Genomic DNA, 15918 nt, shown 5'->3' on the forward strand with positions numbered 1-15918 from the left:
TTTTATTTCGGTATAATGAAAGGAACGGTCAACAGTATGCTGGGAGGCAAATTCATGAAAACATTTAAATTAATTTCTATACAAGTGCTTATTGATGATAAAATTATTCCCATTGAATTAGTGGACGGGCTCATTATAAATAAAGAAGATGACCATAATCATTGGCTGATTGATATCTATTCCAATCACTCTTCTGTTGATTTATTTCAAAAAATAAACGAGGAAAAAAAAGATATGCTGGTTCATGCAGTAATAACAAAAAAAGAGAATGACCCAGCTCCTTTTGAAGTAGAAGTTCGGTCAATTCAAATTTTTGAACATACTGTGAGTATTCTTTTAGAGGGCACCTTAAAGCGCAACCGGAAAGATTATGCAGAAATGCTCCTTGATTATTTGTTGGAAGAAGGCTACACGGGAGAAGAATTGTCTAGTGAGTTTAAAAAGCTAATGCAGAGCAACCCTCAGGCATTTTTGGATAAAAACGCCTAATTAGGCTATTGGCTGTCCCCATAAAATAAGAAACATTCCAGCAATGTCCAAGAAGACACTGATAGAATATTTCTTATTTCCTTTTTACGAGCAAGGCAAACTGTCTTTTTCGTGTCAATGAGGGAGCTTTTGCTTATTAGAGCACCCGTCATCTCCTACTTATTATTCGTCTCGATTATCTTTATCTTTTACATCCTTATTATCTTCAATTATATCTTCACCTGGATCATTATTGTCTATTGTTGCATCGCCATCGGTATCTGTGTTTTGATCTGGTACATCTGGTTCATTATCATTATCATTATCTAAATCGGCATCTGGCACTACATCGTTGTTATCATCTACATTATCTTCAATGTTATTATCATCTTCTGGAGCAGGCTTTTGATCATTATCATTATTCAAACACCCTGTAAGAAACATTGCAGACAATAAAGAACATCCTAATATTTTCAACCATTTATTACTCATCGTTTTACCCCTTTTCTTTTAATAATTTTCAACCTATTGCAATTGGTCAATAATTATCATGTCCAAAGAAAAAGAACTAGTTGCATACAAAATATATTTACCAGTAAACTCCTAAAAACCCCTCAACAAAAAAAGAATGTCATCCAGAGAGTCGAAAAAGTAAGGTTGCAAAATTTCAGGCTGATTGAAAACGTTTGTCTATCAAGAAACGACTTTTTTCGAAGAGCGGAGTTACCGTTTTTGGGTAATGAGCACCGCAGAAAACGGGAAGTGACGAAGAGAGCGAACGTTTTTCAACAGCCTGAATGACAACTGTCATCCTTCCTTTTTATCACCCAAAGCAAAAATAATCTCTGCTTCACACGCAATTTCACCGTCTACTGTCGCTACACATTTCCCTTTTCCAAAACTCCCGCGAACACGAGTCATTTCAACTTCTAAACGAAGTTGGTCACCTGGATATACTTGTTTTTTAAAACGGCAGTTATCTACACCAGCAAAAAAAGCAAGTCTTCCTTTATTTTCTTCTTTTATCAGCATTGCTACTGCGCCTACTTGGGCTAATGCTTCCACAATAAGAACACCAGGCATGACTGGAAAATCTGGAAAATGCCCATTAAAATATTCTTCATTGGCAGATACATTTTTAATTCCAACTGCTCGTTTTCCTTCTTCTACTTCCAAGATTCTATCTACTAATAAAAATGGATAGCGATGTGGAATAATTTCTTTTATTTGATTTATATCTAACATTTTATGACCTCCTACTAATATGTGGTTATATCTTATTGTATAGAAAGTGGTATAAAAAAGGAAGGGAAATCCCTTCCTTCTATTTCAGATTGCAGACATTTGTTTTTGCTTTCAACCTGATTTATTTATTCTTTATACTATTCAAAAAGCATTCATATAATGGCTGTTTTTATTTTTTATTAATTAAATCACCAATATGCGTCCAAGTTTCTTTTTTAAATGCATCACTTGCTTTTCCATTTCCCATTACACTATATCCTATTACAGTGCCTGCACTAGCGCTTAATGCCACTAATACTAGAACCAACAGGATCCGGAGCCAAATGGGAATAAGACGGACCCTTATTTTTTTTCTTGCGGCAGTGTTGTTACCTTCTTCTTGCTGTTGACGTTCCGCTTTTATCTGCTCCCTTGTTTTAATTACTTCTTGGCTACTGCTATTTACTGACATTATCTTTTCTCCTTTTAGAGGTTCTTCCAAAGGTCTGGGATTCTGTTCTGTCGAATCTCTTTCATCCAAACGCTGCTTTTCCCAGTGTGTAGGGCTTTTTCTACACCTCAACTAGACCTTTTTGGTCTGATTATGTTCCTATTCTTATCGCCATTTAACGAATTCCATTTACTAATCCCATCATTTGATCGGCGATTGTGATGGATCTTGTTTGAAACTGATAAGATCGTTGTGTTGTTATAAGATTGATCATTTCTTTACTTATATCGACATTTGAATTCTCTAATGCTTTTTGCTGTAAAGCAATCTGTCCTCTTAGCTGCCCATCTAATCGTGTCAAAGCATTATCATTTGCCATATTCGCTGAAAGTCCGAATAAATTATCGCCTTTTTTTTCTAAAAGCTGGGGATAATTTGCATAGGATACACCAAGATCTACATTTTGTTCTGTTCCATCAGGCAAAACTGCAGTAAGTGTTCCAGTTCCTGATAGCTTAAATTCTTTTGTATTGCTATTAAGAATGATTGGATTATCATTTTCATCCAAAACTGGATATCCTTGTTTTGTTACAAGCATATTTTCATTATTTGAAGCAGGTGATAAATAAAAAGCTCCATCTCTTGTATATTGTACTTCAGAAGCATCCCCATTATTTACAAGGATACGGTACAATTGCCCTTCTTTCGTAAAGGCAGTATCCAATGAACGCTCGGTAGTTTTAAGCGCTCCTTGCGACATTACTGTTTGAGACTGTGCTACTTTTGCCCCAACACCTTGCCGAATGCCATTAGGAGTAAGACGGTTCAATTCCATATCGGCATTTTTTTGATTGTTAAACTGTTGAAAAAGCAAATCAGTAAATGTTGTATTATTTTTCTTATATCCATTGGTATCTACATTTGCTATGTTGCTACTTATCGTATCCATTTGCTGCTGCATTTGTGTTAGTGTATTTGCTGCTGTAACCATTGTTCTATTCATGTGCATTCCCCCTAAGTGGGTGTATTCGCTACTGCCTTATTTAGACTTTGCCAATCTCATTTGCGGCTTTGTCCATACTTTTATCATAAGCTTGAAGAATTTTCTGATTTGCTTCAAACGACCGATACGCTGCCATCATTTCTGTCATTGTTTTTGCCGTATCAACATTTGAATTTTCCAAGAATCCTTGTTTCAACTGAAAAGTTACTCCGTTCGCATTATATGCAGATTCGAGGATATCACCGTCTTGTTGCCGATAAAGTCCGTCACCCGCTTTTACAAGTCCTTGTGGATTCTCTGTATATGCAACTCCTAAACGGTATTCCACTCCATTGTTGCCTGTTAAAATCCCGTCATTTGAAACAGTAAAATCATCATTTGAAAGCTGAATGGGATTATTATTGTCATCTAGTACATAATATCCGTTAGACGCTGTTAAAAAACCTTGTCCATCTACTGTAAAATTACCATTTCTTGAATAGCGCATTTCTCCATTTGCATCTTGAATAATAAAGAAGAGAGAGCCGTTCTTATTGTTGTCATCTCCAGGAACCGTATTATTGACAAGTGCCAAATCAGTTTTCAAATCTGTTTGCTGCACATCCCCCTGTACAAAATTCGGAATTGCCTCTTGCATGTAAACACCCGTTGCAAGTGAACCAATAGTTGTTTTTTTTGCCGGATCTGCAAAAGTATTCGCCTCTACACGTTGCTGTAAAAGTTCAGGAAACGTACGGATACTAGAATTGTCTGCTTTAAATCCAGGTGTATTGCTATTTGCCATATTATTCGTCAACATTTCCGTTTTTCTTTGCTGTGTCAACATTCCAGATGCTGCAGTATAAAACCCTTTAAACATAATTGTCTCCATTCTTTTTAATGGTAATTGTTCGTAAGTACCTTCAAAATATGTCGAACTAATCTATATACTTCTTATTATAAAAAAAATAAGAAGAGAAAACAGCAGTAATTTGCCGAAAACTAGCAAAAATCGCTATTAATTTTTACCATTTTCTACAAAATGCTTCCTATTAAGAAAAGCGCAAGCGCCTTGCTCATTGCCGTACGAACTGGAAGGGCTTCGACTGAGATAAAGGAAACACGAAGAACGTAGTGATTCGATGTTGACTTATCGTAGGGAGATGACCTGAAGTTCGATAGGCAATAGGCGCTGGAGCTAGACAGCTTTCTGACTTTAGAAAACTTATACTTTCTTATCTTATTAAAAAATCGACTGACCAGGAATATTTTCCAAAACAGCCGATTTTAATAATAAATGCTTTTTTAAGGATGGCAAGTAATAGTTTTTATAAAAAACTTTAGATTATCCCAATTTCTTTTTCGGTAAGCGATCGATATTATCCAGCATGATGCCTGTTCCGATTGCTACACAATCCATTGGATTTTCTGCGACTAATACAGGTACTTTTAATTCTTCTGCTAATAACAGATCAATTCCATGAAGCAGCGCGCCGCCTCCTGTTAAAATAACCCCTCTGTCAATAATATCTGCTGAAAGTTCAGGCGGAGTTCTTTCAAGGACACTTTTTGCTGCCTGTACAATAACCGCTACAGATTCTTTCAATGCAGCCTCAATTTCATCTGAGTGAACTTTAATCGTTCTTGGAAGTCCTGAAACCATATCACGTCCGCGAATATCCATTTCTTCTTTTCTTGCCCCTGGGAATACGGTTCCGATATTAATTTTAATATTCTCAGCAGTGCGTTCACCAATCAAAAGCTTATACTGTCTTTTAATATACTGTAAAATTTCGTTGTCAAACTTATCTCCAGCCATTTTTATGCTGGAAGATGTAACAATGTCACCCATTGATAATACGGCAATATCTGTAGTTCCTCCACCGATATCGACTACCATATTTCCACTTGGCTGAAAAATATCCATTCCAGCGCCGATTGCTGCAACTTTTGGCTCTTCTTCCAAATAGATTTTTTTTCCGCCGCTTTTTTCTGCCGCTTCTTTAATTGCTTTTTGTTCCACACTTGTAATATTTGTTGGGCAGCAAATAAGAATTCTAGGCTTTGATAAAAAACCCTTCACGTTTAATTTATTAATAAAATGTTTTAACATCGCTTCTGTTACATCAAAATCTGCGATAACACCGTCTTTTAATGGACGAATAGCTACAATATTTCCTGGTGTACGGCCAACCATGCGGCGAGCTTCTTCCCCAACTGCAAGTACTCTTCCTGTATTTTTATCAAGAGCCACTACGGAAGGCTCGTTTAATACAATTCCCCGACCTTTTACATGAATTAATACATTTGCTGTTCCTAAATCAATGCCGATATCTCTAGCAAACATTCTTTTTCCTCCTATCGTTTTTTTCGCATCATTTTTATGATTCGCTACATTCTTTTTGCTATTTTTTCATGCTTAGAACAAAAGCGCTTTTATATGAAATGTCCAACGACACAAATCGACACTTTTTGAATAATATAAATAATTTCCTTGCAATACATGTAAGGGAATAGATAAAGTGTGTATTTTGCTTATGTATTAAACAATAAATTATTCTTATGGATACCACTTCATTCATTTTTCGTTTCTTTTAATCATTGCATTCCATTTATTTCGCATGAAAAAACTTTTTTTTAATGGATAACAATCGTTCTATATAAATAAAACGCATCGTTTTTGTTTTTGTTTCATTATCGAAGTAATATTTCAAATGTATCCATGCACAACTGTTTAATTTGTATGCATATTGTCCCACTCTAATTTTCTATTTTATCATAACCATGCTAAAAGAAATAACTTTTTGTAAAAAATTAGCGGTATTTAAGCATGTTTTTTCCCATTTTATTATTATTGCCTAAACTCTATTCAAAAATGTTCGTATCCAGCATTATTTTATTATCGATCAACTTCCATATTCCACACAAAATAGCTCCATTTTATTCTCTTCTTAACTTTTATCGGAAAAGAATAAAGTGGAACTATCTATTCATTGATATTCATTTTTTTCTCTATCGATGGAGAGAGCCTCCATCGATAGAGGTGTTGAGACAACTTTCTTTCATGTATTTTGCTGATATCCTTAATTATACTGTTTCCCCTTCTAATTCTTCTTCCTTTTTATACTTCATTTTTGTTGCTTCCCCACCACGAAGATGTCTTATGGATTTATGATAGTCAAGAATTTCTTTCACTTCATTTGCAAGATCCGGGTTAATTTCAGGAAGCCTTTCGGTTAAATCCTTATGGACTGTACTTTTGGATACGCCAAACTCCTTCGCAATAACGCGAACTGTTTTTCTCGTCTCCACGATATACTTTCCAATCTTGATAGTTCTCTCTTTGATGTAATCGTGCACACCACTCGCCCTCCTTAAATTGGATGTGAGAAGTGTGAAATGAGACTCGCTTTTCGCTTCATCGAAATTCTTCATCCCGCACGTTTCCTTTCTTACTCTATAAAATGACTTATTCCTCATGCGGCAGAAAGCTTATAGCGCTTCCTGAACTTATTATGATTAAAACACATCCTCGACTGCATATCCATTATCTGTAAACGATTCCTCACTCCAAACTTCCTCTTTGTAAGGTTTGTAACATTTTATTAGCTTGGGTAAGACTTTATGCAGAAAATAATGAATACGGACAAGGTTTTGTCTTATTTTTTTAAAAAAAACTTCAATTTTCCCTCAAAAGTACAGAATTTTCTTTCCTTTTTGTTTTTCATTTACATTATTTAAGCATTTATTAAGGATTCTTTATTTAAAATGATAAACAAGATGGCGGGACCATCATGTAAAGAAATGAGGAATAAACGATGGCTAATCGAAAAAGAACAAAATGGATAATTGGATTATCAAGTGTTGCTGCTTTTACGGGCTTTATTGGTTTTTTGAACAAATCAGATTCAACCGGAAAAAGTGACGATGAGGAATACAATAATCAGCCAGAACAAACAATGCCAAATAGTCAAAACCCTTTTTCAACTGACAACAGCAGTCAAAATAATGGCTCTTCTACTAGCGGGGGTTCTTGGAGTGGAGGTTATGAAGGAGCTGAATCGGAGAATACTACTGATTCCTTCAGCCAGCCGTCTATCACCTTCTGAAAAAATTCTTCTATTAATGATGGATTTAATAGAGTTGACTTGCTTTAACTTTTTACTTATTTCGACTTTATGGTTATCATTATTTCCCGAGAAATTTGTCAATTTTTATCCTTATTTAGGAACACAGACTAAAATCGCCACATCCTGACCTAACGTTTCGTTTATTTACATCCTGTAAAATAAAGCGAACCTTTCCATCAGTGGGGGTTTTCTTCATCCCCCACTTTTGGAGTTTTATTTTTCTTTTTTACCGCCTTACTTGATTATCTTTTTACCAGCTGGCAATGGTTCCATCTGTTCTTGATTCTGTCCCTCCAAATAAGACCCCAGTATTAGGATCTCTTGTAATGACCTGTCCTCTGCCAAAGCTTCCTGCTTCATGGTTCACTTTTATTTCATGCCCTTTTTCAGCAAGCTGTTGAATTAAATGATTAGGAAAATCTTGTTCTACCTCCACTTTTTTTCCTTCTATCCACTGCCATCTTGGCGCATCCAGAGCACTCTGTGGATTTAGGCCAAAGTCAATCATATTCATTGCCACTTGAACATGCCCTTGCGGCTGCATATAGCCTCCCATTACGCCAAATGGACCTACCGCATGTTCTCCTTTCGTAATAAAACCAGGGATAATGGTATGATACGTTTTCTTTGAAGGTCCCAATGCATTTTCATGCTCTGGATTTAATGAAAAATCATATCCTCTATTTTGCAGGCTTATTCCTGTTCCTGGAACTACGATTCCCGAACCAAATCCCATATAGTTGCTTTGAATGAAAGAAACCATATTTCCATCCTTGTCAGCTGCGGCTAAATAAACGGTGCCCCCTTTGGGCAAAGTTCCTGGCTCTGGAATTCTCGCACTACCTGTAATCTTTGCCCTTGCTGCAGCAGCAAATTCGTCTGATAAGAGCTGTTCTACTTTTGTCTTCATTAACGCATGATCTGTAATATAATGTTTGCCGTCCGTAAATGCTTGTTTCATTGCCTCCCATTGTATATGAAGGCCATTAACATCTTCTCTATAAGGAAACTTATATTCTTTCAGTATATTCAAAGCCATTAAGCTGATTAAGCCTTGTCCATTAGGCGGTATTTCCCAAATTTTATGTTCATGATAATCAACAGAAATCGGATCCACCCATTCTGCTTGATAGTCTGCCAAATCCCGTTCTGTTATGTAGCCATTCCCTAATTTAGAAGCTTGTGCGATTTTTTTGGCAATTTCCCCGCGATAAAAACTTTCTCCCTTGCTTTCTGCAATACTCTGCAAGGTATTTGCATGATCTTCAGACTTCCATATTTCTCCTACTTCCGGCGCTTTATCATTTGGAGCAAAAATGCGAAACCATTCTGCAAACTCCATCTGACTGCTAAACCGCTTTTTATACATCTGATACGCCCGATTCCAATATTTCGCTAAAACAGGGGATAACGGATATCCATTACGAGCATATTCAATTGCCGGCTTAAGTACTTCTGTTAATGGCAAACCCCCAAAACGCTTTGATAATTCCGCCCATGCAGACGGAGCACCAGGAACTGTAACAGGTACCCACCCATATGCCGGCATTGTTTTATGTCCTTTTTTCTTTACATCATCCAAGGAGATGGATTGAGGAGACGGTCCGCTTCCATTTAATCCGTATAATTTGTCTTTCATCCATACAAGTGCAAAGGCATCGCCGCCAATACCATTTGATGTTGGTTCAACAACGGTTAAACATGCCGCCGCTGCTATCGCTGCATCGACCGCATTTCCACCTTTTTTTAGCATATCTAAACCAGCTTGTGCTGCTAAAGGCTGGCTTGTTGCCACCATTCCATTTTTTGCTACAGTTGTCATTCTCTGCGATTTGTACGGATAAACTGAATAAGACATAATACAATCTCCTCCATTTACAATAACTTCGTTTTTCGAAATATTATAACATTTAGAGTTATTCAAATACTATTAAAAAATGCTTCTGTTTTGATTTAAAAAAAATAGCCCGGCGTTCTTATTTGCTTGTTTTTTCCTGCAAATAAGAAGCACCAGACTATTGTATCTTTTTTATGCGTTAGGATCTGTTATTTCACTGCTATCAGAATTGGTTTCATCTGTTGTTGATTCAGTTGAATCAGTTGATTTTTTCTCCTGTAAGATAGCATCATCACTAGATTTAGAGTCGTTTTCCTCTAAAGATGCCCCTTCTGAACTTGGTTCTGTACTGCTTTCATCTAGTGTAGAATCTTCGTCACTCGGGTTTTTTTCTACTGAAGCATTTTCCTCTGTAGAAGTGCTTGCACCAATCGAATCGTCTTTTTCTAATGCACTTAATGATTTATCGAAAAAGTCAATCGGATTTACAGCCACATTATTTTTGCGAATTTCAAAATGCACATGAACGCTGGCTTCTTTATTAAAAGAACTTTTACCAGCTGTTGCAAGAGTTTGTCCTTTGTCTACTTGGTCGCCTTTTTCGACTTTAAAATCTTTTATTGATTGATAGACTGTTTTAATGCCATTGCCATGGTCCAATTCAATTGTATTTCCTAACACTGGATCTGTTGTTACATTTGTAACAGTTCCACTTAAAGATGCAACTACATTAAATTCACTGTCATCTTTCATTTTTAAATCGATGCCTGTATTCGGTTGGTACATATTATCATAGAATACTAATGCATCTACTTGTTTGTCTTTGCTTTCTGCATTGTCATAAAATTGTTTTTGTGTAACAACTGCATTTGGGTCAGCTACTGGCCAAGCAAAATTTTCTAAATCCTTACTCACTGGCAGCCCTGGATCATTATACTGTTTCGTTGGAGAATCAGTTGCATCATATTTATAATCATCGCTGTTTGATGCACTGTTTTGATACCAAAGAACACCTGTTAAAATAAGGGCTGCACTTGCAATATAAACGGCTGGGAATGCCCAACGCTTTTTGAAAAAGCGTTTTACTTTTGAATTTGGAGAAGTCCGTTTGTTTTCTTCCTCTCTCATTTTATCATCACCTCAGCAATCATTCTGAACAGATAATGAAGATTATATACATTTTTCTAAAAAAATTTTTTAAAGTTATTTTTCGACAATACTTTGTTTTTTATACATGATTTTTTTAAAAAGTTTATGATATTTTTTAGATAAAGCTCTGCTGACAAGAAGCAAACTTAAATAGTCCGCAGCCGGTATACACGTCGCTTTCCTCGGAGCTTCACTCCTGCGGGGTCTCACCTGTCCCGCTAATCCCGTAGGAGTCTTCATGTATTCCGGCTGCTCTGTGCTATATAAATAGTGGAAACTGCTTCTTTTTATGTGCCATGGTGCGAATTTGATTATACCTGATAAGAAGCGCATATTTCTTTATCGTTTTCTGACTAAAAAGAAAAAGGCTGTTTACAAAAGTAGTTTTATCAACTAATTTTGTAGACAGCCTCTGCTTCATTGCAGGTGCTATTTTTTTGCTGTATATTTGGTTAATATACTGCTGGCATCTGCTACTTGGACCCCTTTATAATAATGCTTGACTATTTCCTTATATGTCTTTCCTTCTGCAGCCATTCCATTTGCTCCATATTGGCTCATGCCAACACCATGGCCATAGCCCTCTGTTGTAATAACAATCTCGTTTCCTTTGCGTACCCATTTAAAATCTGTGGATTTTAAATCGAGTTTTTCTCTTATCTCACTTCCTGTTAATATCTTCCCATTTATATTGACCTTTGCTACACGGTTTCCAGCTGTTCTTTCAGTAATTGATCCGATTTCTTTGCTATTTGATATGTTCACTCCAAGCTTTTGTTCAAATTCTCCGATGGAAAGAACTTTTTTTCCATTGTATTTTGGGGAGTTTTTATCCCAAGGGCTTGCCACACTTGTTAAATACGGGAGAGCATTTGGCCATATAGCGCTTGAATTCTCTGTGTAGCCATTGCTTGTAGAAAAAAAAGTTGCATCAATGGGTTTTCCGTCATATGTCAGAATTTTCCCCGAAGTAGCTGCAACGGCTTCTTCAATTTTTTTGATCTTCCAGTTATATTCAGAAGCTTTCCATAATTTTCTTAATTCATCCTTGCTTTTAAAAACTTGATCATTTATGGTGTCATCCACTACTGCTCCGTCTGGAAGCTTTGATACACCGCCGCTTTCCAGCTTCTTTACAATATACGTTCTTGCAGTTAAGGCTTGAGCCTTTAGTGCTTCTGGTTTAAAATCTGCTGGCATTTCACACGAAACGACGCCAAGAACATATTCATCTAGATCTACCTTTTCTATCGTTTTTGTCGCTTCCCTATAGACAGCTACTTCAACGGAAGGCTCTGACGCTTTTTTTGTATTATCTGTTTTTTGAATATGCTCTCCCAACCTTCCGCTAACCTTTGCCTCCATAAAAGGAAGGACGAGTATAGAAGGAATTAATAATGTGATAGCAAACAGAATTGCTCCTAGTACGATGAATGGTTTGATTTTAATCATGTCTAAGCCTCCATATGAACGAATAAGAAAAGCGGCAAGGTCTTGGATATCACGTACAGAAAATGACCTCTCGACTTAAATTACAATAATCTGGCCCCTAATTTACGAAATAACACGCTTTCTTATTTCTAAATAAAATCGATCTCTTCTTAAACATTCATATGGAATAGGACATGCTTTTATGACTAGAAATTAGGTAGAAAACGACTTCTTCTTGAATTTTAAATGTTGTTCTATGCACCTAACTTTTGCATATTATTTCAGTAATACCCTTTTTCCTTTCTAACAGTATATACATAATTTCCTCATATTATGAAATTAGAAAAGCGCAAGCGTCGATGTTGACTACGCAAGCGAGGTGAGAGAAGCGTTGAAGTCGATAGGGCGCTTGCGCTAGACACTTCTCAGACATCAAAAAACTTGTACTTTCTGATCTTAGAACAAAAACATGATTACTTTGTACGTCGTGCCTGGATATACTGAAAGAAGATAATGAAATACTCCACAATGTGGAGATGTTAATTGTCTTGCATCCTTTGAACCTTTGAAGAATGGATACTTGTGATCCTATATAGCTGTGCAAAACATTGATACATACTCTTCAACGTTATCCCATAAACTAACAGATTTTATTATTAATTTACTGCACATTGAAAAAAGCTGCTCTACACGCAAAACAGCCACTCTGTGACCATTCCTTTTCCTTTCTACATTTTAAGTCATCCCTTTATATAAGTAAGCAGCAAAAGCGTATTTTAACAGTCTAAAGGGCTTTTCTATACAAAAAAAACTGCAAGGTTTATTTATCTCCATTTAGATAAATAAAATTTGCAGTTAAAAATTATTATGCATTTAAATCAGCAACATAAGATGCAGTTAATGTCACTTCTTCTTCTTCCGTTACTCTCTCAATATCCGCACCTAGTCCAGCTAGCTTTTGATGGAAATTAACATAGCCGCGATCTAAATGCTTAAGCTCTGTTACGCGTGTGATGCCTTCTGCAACAAGACCAGAAAGAATCAATGCAGCCGCAGCACGAAGATCAGTTGCTGCAACTTCAGCACCTTGTAAATTTGTTGGTCCATTCATAATAACAGAACGCCCTTCAATTTTTACATCGCCATTCATACGTCTAAATTCTTCTACATGCATAAAACGGTTTTCAAAAACAGTTTCTGTAATCATGCTTGTTCCTTTAGCACGAAGCAGCAATGACATCATTTGTGATTGCATATCTGTTGGAAATCCTGGATGCGGCATTGTTTTGATGTCTACTGCTTTCAAATTTACCGCACTAATTACACGAATGCCGTCATCTTCTTCCTTAAAAACAACACCCATTTCTTCCATTTTTGCAATTAATGAAGATAAATGTTCTGGAACTGCACCTTGTACAAGGACATCTCCACCTGTAATGGCAGCGGCAACTAAAAATGTTCCTGCTTCAATTCTGTCTGGGATAATAGTATGCTCTGCTCCAAATAATACATCTACCCCTTCAATACGAATTGTACCAGTACCTGCTCCTCTAACTTTCGCACCCATCTTATTTAAGAAATTAGCTAAGTCTACAATCTCTGGTTCTTTCGCTACATTCTCAAGGATTGTTGTACCTTTTGCTAAAGTTGCTGCCATCATAATATTTTCTGTAGCCCCAACACTTGGGAAATCTAAATAGATTTTTGCACCTTGTAAACGATCTTCAACAGATGCTTCAATAAAACCGTTACCAACTTGAACTTTTGCTCCCATTGCTTCAAAGCCTTTAAGATGTTGATCAATTGGTCTTGAACCAATTGCACAGCCACCTGGCAATGCAACTCTCGCTCTTCCGTTTCTTGCAAGCAGTGATCCCATTACTAAAACAGAAGCCCGCATTTTACGAACATATTCAAAAGGTGCTTCCACTTTTAACTCTTGTGATGCATCTACAACTACCTCACCGTTATTAAACTGTACTTCTGCATTTAAAAAACGCAGTACTTCGTTAATTGTATAAACATCCGAAAGAGTTGGAACTGATTTAATTATGCTTTTTCCATCACTTGCTAATAATGTAGCGGCGATTACAGGCAAAACGGCATTCTTTGCGCCTTCTACTTTAACCGTTCCATTTAACCTTTTTCCGCCGCGGACGATGATTTTATCCAAAGTGTATTCCCCTCCGCGTCCAATATCTCTATATTAATATTCAATCGTTATGATGGGTGTGCCAACTACAATGGTAGTTTTACCACCCATTCCTTGTGTTCTTATTCCTAATTGTAAATTCATTGCCTCTTTACTATTGTGAATTGTTTCATCAAATATCGGTGTATATGCAGATGTAGAAATAAATTCGTTCTCTTTTAACGCCTCAATTTGTTTTGCTTGAAAAGTACTTAGCAAATGGTTTACATAATAAGGCAAAGCCTCATTAATCTTATCATTGAATTCGCCTTTTATACAAGAGAAAATTGTAGGTTTTCCTCGAAATATGGAAGAAATATTTTTTTGTATTTCCACCTGCAATTTTTTATTTGTTTTGGCCTTTAACTCCTTCCCTTTTGCTTCATAAATAATATATGATTGGGAAGTTTTTGTTGTTAATGAGGTAGAAATGATTATGCTTTCTTCCATGTTTTCATTAGAAGGAAGCAAAGCCTTTACTTGCCAGCTTTGTCGACTCTTCGTTTCTTTCCATTTTGCTGACGGGAATTTTTTGCTAATTGAATCTTGATACTTTTTCGCATCTTCCATTGTTTTGACATTTTCTAATTTTTCTCTTGCATTTAGAGACCATTCATTGACCTTGATATCTTTCTCATTTCTCAGCAAATCATTTATAGTAAACAAATCAAGCTGTTTCTGCGCATTAATGGTGTTATTCCCAAATGTCCAAACAGCCAAACCCATTAAGATAGCCAACGTCATATAAAATATATTATTTTTCATTTATAATTCCTCCCCCTTACTTACCATTCTTTCCATGGAGAAGGATTGCATACGGAGGAATTGTCGTCACTTTTTGACAAGAATATATTTTTCATCATAGGACATACTATCTTTTATGCACACGCAATTTGAATTGTACTGAAAAAATCGCCAATTGAAAACATGTATGAAGACCCATATTTTACTGGTAATTTTTTCTTCGTATGTATTTATTGCATAATTAATGGCAATTGCTGCGACCATGTTAAATAATCTAAAAAGAAATTGCTTACAATTGATCCAATAATAATAGATAGTAATACATACAAAACTCTTGCTTGAAATACTTTGTTTGCACGAAGGAATTTATCAAAATTCAAGGATTGTAATGCCCACCATGCTAATGCAATAAAAATAACATGTGAGATGATGCTAAGCAGCGCTTGCTGTCCAAAATTTGAAATCATCTAAAAAACATCCTCCAATTCCATACTACTCCTTATATACTAACTCTTATTTGACGAGTTGACCTCTTAAAAGGTTTCATCTTTTTTATTTTTCTTTTCTACTATTAAACCTTACTATTATTCCTTATTGAACCTTCTTTATTAATTTGTAAAAAAAAGATAGAAAATTGAAATGAAAGTGTAGAAAAAGTATCATTTGCACAAACCCCTGATAGACTAAAAATCTGTGTACTTCGAGGCGTAAAGCCTTGGAAGAAGCAGAGTTCCGTTGGTTGAGCAATAAGTTTCAAAAGAATGCAGCAAAATAGAAAATCAAACATTTGCCGAAAGCTGATGTAATGCAGTTTTCTTTCTATTAGATATTTTTCCACAAAAAAACACCTCTCTATTATTATGTAAGCTAATAGAGAGGTATAAAACAAATTAATATTTTTTTTCAACAATGGATATACGATTCATTGCACGTTTAAGAGCAAGTTCTGCACGTTTAAAATCTACATGTTCCGTTTTTTGTTCATGTATTCTTTTTTCGGCACGCTCCTTAGCTCGTAAAGCACGATCATAATCAATTTCTTCCGCAGTTTCAGCAGATTGAGCAAGTACGGTTACTTGTTCTGGACGTACTTCTAGTATTCCGCCGTTTACAGCAATATATTCAGAAGACTTTCCGTTTTTCAAGTGGATGGCACCAATTTTTAAAGGCGCTACCATCGGGATATGGCCTGCCAATATCCCTAATTCTCCACTTTCTGCTTTTGCGATAACCATTTCAACGTCTGATTCATGCACCGGGCCATCAGGAGTTACTACATTGACTTTAATCGTCTTCATTTCTACCCCTCCT

At 36.1% G+C, this 15918-nt stretch carries 16 protein-coding genes; 2 read left to right on the forward strand and 14 right to left on the reverse strand.

What is annotated here, in order from left to right; all coding sequences use genetic code 11:
• Positions 1-54: 54 nt before the first annotated feature.
• On the forward strand, positions 55-489 hold the full coding sequence (locus tag ACTYBU_RS08420; protein ID WP_445488842.1) for a YwpF family protein: 435 nt from the start codon (positions 55-57) through the stop codon (positions 487-489).
• A gap of 162 nt (positions 490-651) precedes the next feature.
• On the opposite strand, the gene ACTYBU_RS08425 is transcribed toward ACTYBU_RS08420, so the two are convergent.
• The 7 genes from ACTYBU_RS08425 to spoIIID form a co-directional block, all read right to left on the reverse strand.
• Entirely contained in the window at positions 652-960 is a 309-nt protein-coding gene (locus ACTYBU_RS08425; RefSeq protein ID WP_445488843.1) for a hypothetical protein, read from the reverse strand.
• A 315-nt stretch (positions 961-1275) separates the two neighbouring features.
• A complete protein-coding gene (gene fabZ, locus ACTYBU_RS08430; protein ID WP_445488845.1) occupies positions 1276-1713 on the reverse strand; it encodes a 3-hydroxyacyl-ACP dehydratase FabZ in 438 nt (145 codons plus the stop codon).
• Between the two features lie 169 nt (positions 1714-1882).
• Positions 1883-2164, reverse strand: coding sequence for a DNA-directed RNA polymerase subunit beta (locus ACTYBU_RS08435; protein WP_445488846.1), 282 nt, complete (start codon positions 2162-2164; stop codon positions 1883-1885).
• A gap of 154 nt (positions 2165-2318) precedes the next feature.
• On the reverse strand, positions 2319-3146 hold the full coding sequence (locus ACTYBU_RS08440) for a flagellar hook-basal body protein (RefSeq protein ID WP_445488847.1): 828 nt from the start codon (positions 3144-3146) through the stop codon (positions 2319-2321).
• Positions 3147-3186: 40 nt separating this feature from the next.
• Entirely contained in the window at positions 3187-4005 is an 819-nt protein-coding gene (locus ACTYBU_RS08445; protein WP_445488848.1) for a flagellar hook-basal body protein, read from the reverse strand.
• 465 nt (positions 4006-4470) lie between these two features.
• Complete coding sequence (locus tag ACTYBU_RS08450; protein WP_445488850.1) at positions 4471-5472, reverse strand: rod shape-determining protein; 1002 nt, start codon at positions 5470-5472, stop codon at positions 4471-4473.
• Positions 5473-6212: 740 nt separating this feature from the next.
• Positions 6213-6485 carry a sporulation transcriptional regulator SpoIIID gene (gene spoIIID / locus ACTYBU_RS08455; RefSeq protein WP_445488851.1) on the reverse strand — a complete coding sequence of 91 codons (273 nt, stop codon included), beginning with the start codon at positions 6483-6485 and terminating at the stop codon, positions 6213-6215.
• A gap of 458 nt (positions 6486-6943) precedes the next feature.
• Between spoIIID and ACTYBU_RS08460 the strand changes: the two genes are divergently transcribed.
• Positions 6944-7234: a hypothetical protein gene (locus ACTYBU_RS08460; RefSeq protein WP_445488853.1), complete on the forward strand. Its 291-nt coding sequence runs from the start codon at positions 6944-6946 to the stop codon at positions 7232-7234.
• Positions 7235-7505: 271 nt separating this feature from the next.
• On the opposite strand, the gene ACTYBU_RS08465 is transcribed toward ACTYBU_RS08460, so the two are convergent.
• From ACTYBU_RS08465 to ACTYBU_RS08495, 7 genes are all read right to left on the reverse strand, one after another.
• Positions 7506-9113, reverse strand: coding sequence for a gamma-glutamyltransferase family protein (locus tag ACTYBU_RS08465; RefSeq protein WP_445488854.1), 1608 nt, complete (start codon positions 9111-9113; stop codon positions 7506-7508).
• 171 nt (positions 9114-9284) lie between these two features.
• Positions 9285-10220 (reverse strand): peptidoglycan DD-metalloendopeptidase family protein, encoded by a 936-nt coding sequence (locus ACTYBU_RS08470; protein ID WP_445488855.1) that lies wholly within the window; start codon positions 10218-10220, stop codon positions 9285-9287.
• 450 nt (positions 10221-10670) lie between these two features.
• Positions 10671-11693 carry a stage II sporulation protein D gene (gene spoIID / locus ACTYBU_RS08475; protein WP_445488856.1) on the reverse strand — a complete coding sequence of 341 codons (1023 nt, stop codon included), beginning with the start codon at positions 11691-11693 and terminating at the stop codon, positions 10671-10673.
• Between the two features lie 844 nt (positions 11694-12537).
• On the reverse strand, positions 12538-13845 hold the full coding sequence (gene murA / locus ACTYBU_RS08480) for a UDP-N-acetylglucosamine 1-carboxyvinyltransferase (protein WP_445488857.1): 1308 nt from the start codon (positions 13843-13845) through the stop codon (positions 12538-12540).
• Between the two features lie 33 nt (positions 13846-13878).
• The gene (locus ACTYBU_RS08485; protein ID WP_445488859.1) at positions 13879-14628 is read right to left on the reverse strand and encodes a YwmB family TATA-box binding protein; all 750 of its coding nucleotides are present in this window, start codon (positions 14626-14628) and stop codon (positions 13879-13881) included.
• Positions 14629-14837: 209 nt separating this feature from the next.
• Entirely contained in the window at positions 14838-15074 is a 237-nt protein-coding gene (locus ACTYBU_RS08490) for a DUF1146 family protein (protein WP_445488861.1), read from the reverse strand.
• A 423-nt stretch (positions 15075-15497) separates the two neighbouring features.
• Positions 15498-15905, reverse strand: a complete 408-nt coding sequence (locus tag ACTYBU_RS08495; protein ID WP_445488863.1) for a F0F1 ATP synthase subunit epsilon — start codon at positions 15903-15905, stop codon at positions 15498-15500.
• Positions 15906-15918: the final 13 nt, after the last annotated feature.

Source organism: Niallia sp. 03133, from assembly GCF_052663225.1.

Excerpts from the sequence above, each read along its gene's own strand:
- ACTYBU_RS08420 (WP_445488842.1), top strand. The coding sequence starts at position 55 with ATGAAAACATTTAAATTAATTTCTATACAAGTGCTTATTGATGATAAA.
- ACTYBU_RS08425 (WP_445488843.1), bottom strand. The coding sequence starts at position 960 with ATGAGTAATAAATGGTTGAAAATATTAGGATGTTCTTTATTGTCTGCA.
- fabZ (WP_445488845.1), bottom strand. The coding sequence starts at position 1,713 with ATGTTAGATATAAATCAAATAAAAGAAATTATTCCACATCGCTATCCA.
- ACTYBU_RS08435 (WP_445488846.1), bottom strand. The coding sequence starts at position 2,164 with ATGTCAGTAAATAGCAGTAGCCAAGAAGTAATTAAAACAAGGGAGCAG.
- ACTYBU_RS08440 (WP_445488847.1), bottom strand. The coding sequence starts at position 3,146 with ATGAATAGAACAATGGTTACAGCAGCAAATACACTAACACAAATGCAG.
- ACTYBU_RS08445 (WP_445488848.1), bottom strand. The coding sequence starts at position 4,005 with ATGTTTAAAGGGTTTTATACTGCAGCATCTGGAATGTTGACACAGCAA.
- ACTYBU_RS08450 (WP_445488850.1), bottom strand. The coding sequence starts at position 5,472 with ATGTTTGCTAGAGATATCGGCATTGATTTAGGAACAGCAAATGTATTA.
- ACTYBU_RS08460 (WP_445488853.1), top strand. The coding sequence starts at position 6,944 with ATGGCTAATCGAAAAAGAACAAAATGGATAATTGGATTATCAAGTGTT.
- ACTYBU_RS08465 (WP_445488854.1), bottom strand. The coding sequence starts at position 9,113 with ATGTCTTATTCAGTTTATCCGTACAAATCGCAGAGAATGACAACTGTA.
- ACTYBU_RS08470 (WP_445488855.1), bottom strand. The coding sequence starts at position 10,220 with ATGAGAGAGGAAGAAAACAAACGGACTTCTCCAAATTCAAAAGTAAAA.
- spoIID (WP_445488856.1), bottom strand. The coding sequence starts at position 11,693 with ATGATTAAAATCAAACCATTCATCGTACTAGGAGCAATTCTGTTTGCT.
- ACTYBU_RS08485 (WP_445488859.1), bottom strand. The coding sequence starts at position 14,628 with ATGAAAAATAATATATTTTATATGACGTTGGCTATCTTAATGGGTTTG.
- ACTYBU_RS08490 (WP_445488861.1), bottom strand. The coding sequence starts at position 15,074 with ATGATTTCAAATTTTGGACAGCAAGCGCTGCTTAGCATCATCTCACAT.
- ACTYBU_RS08495 (WP_445488863.1), bottom strand. The coding sequence starts at position 15,905 with ATGAAGACGATTAAAGTCAATGTAGTAACTCCTGATGGCCCGGTGCAT.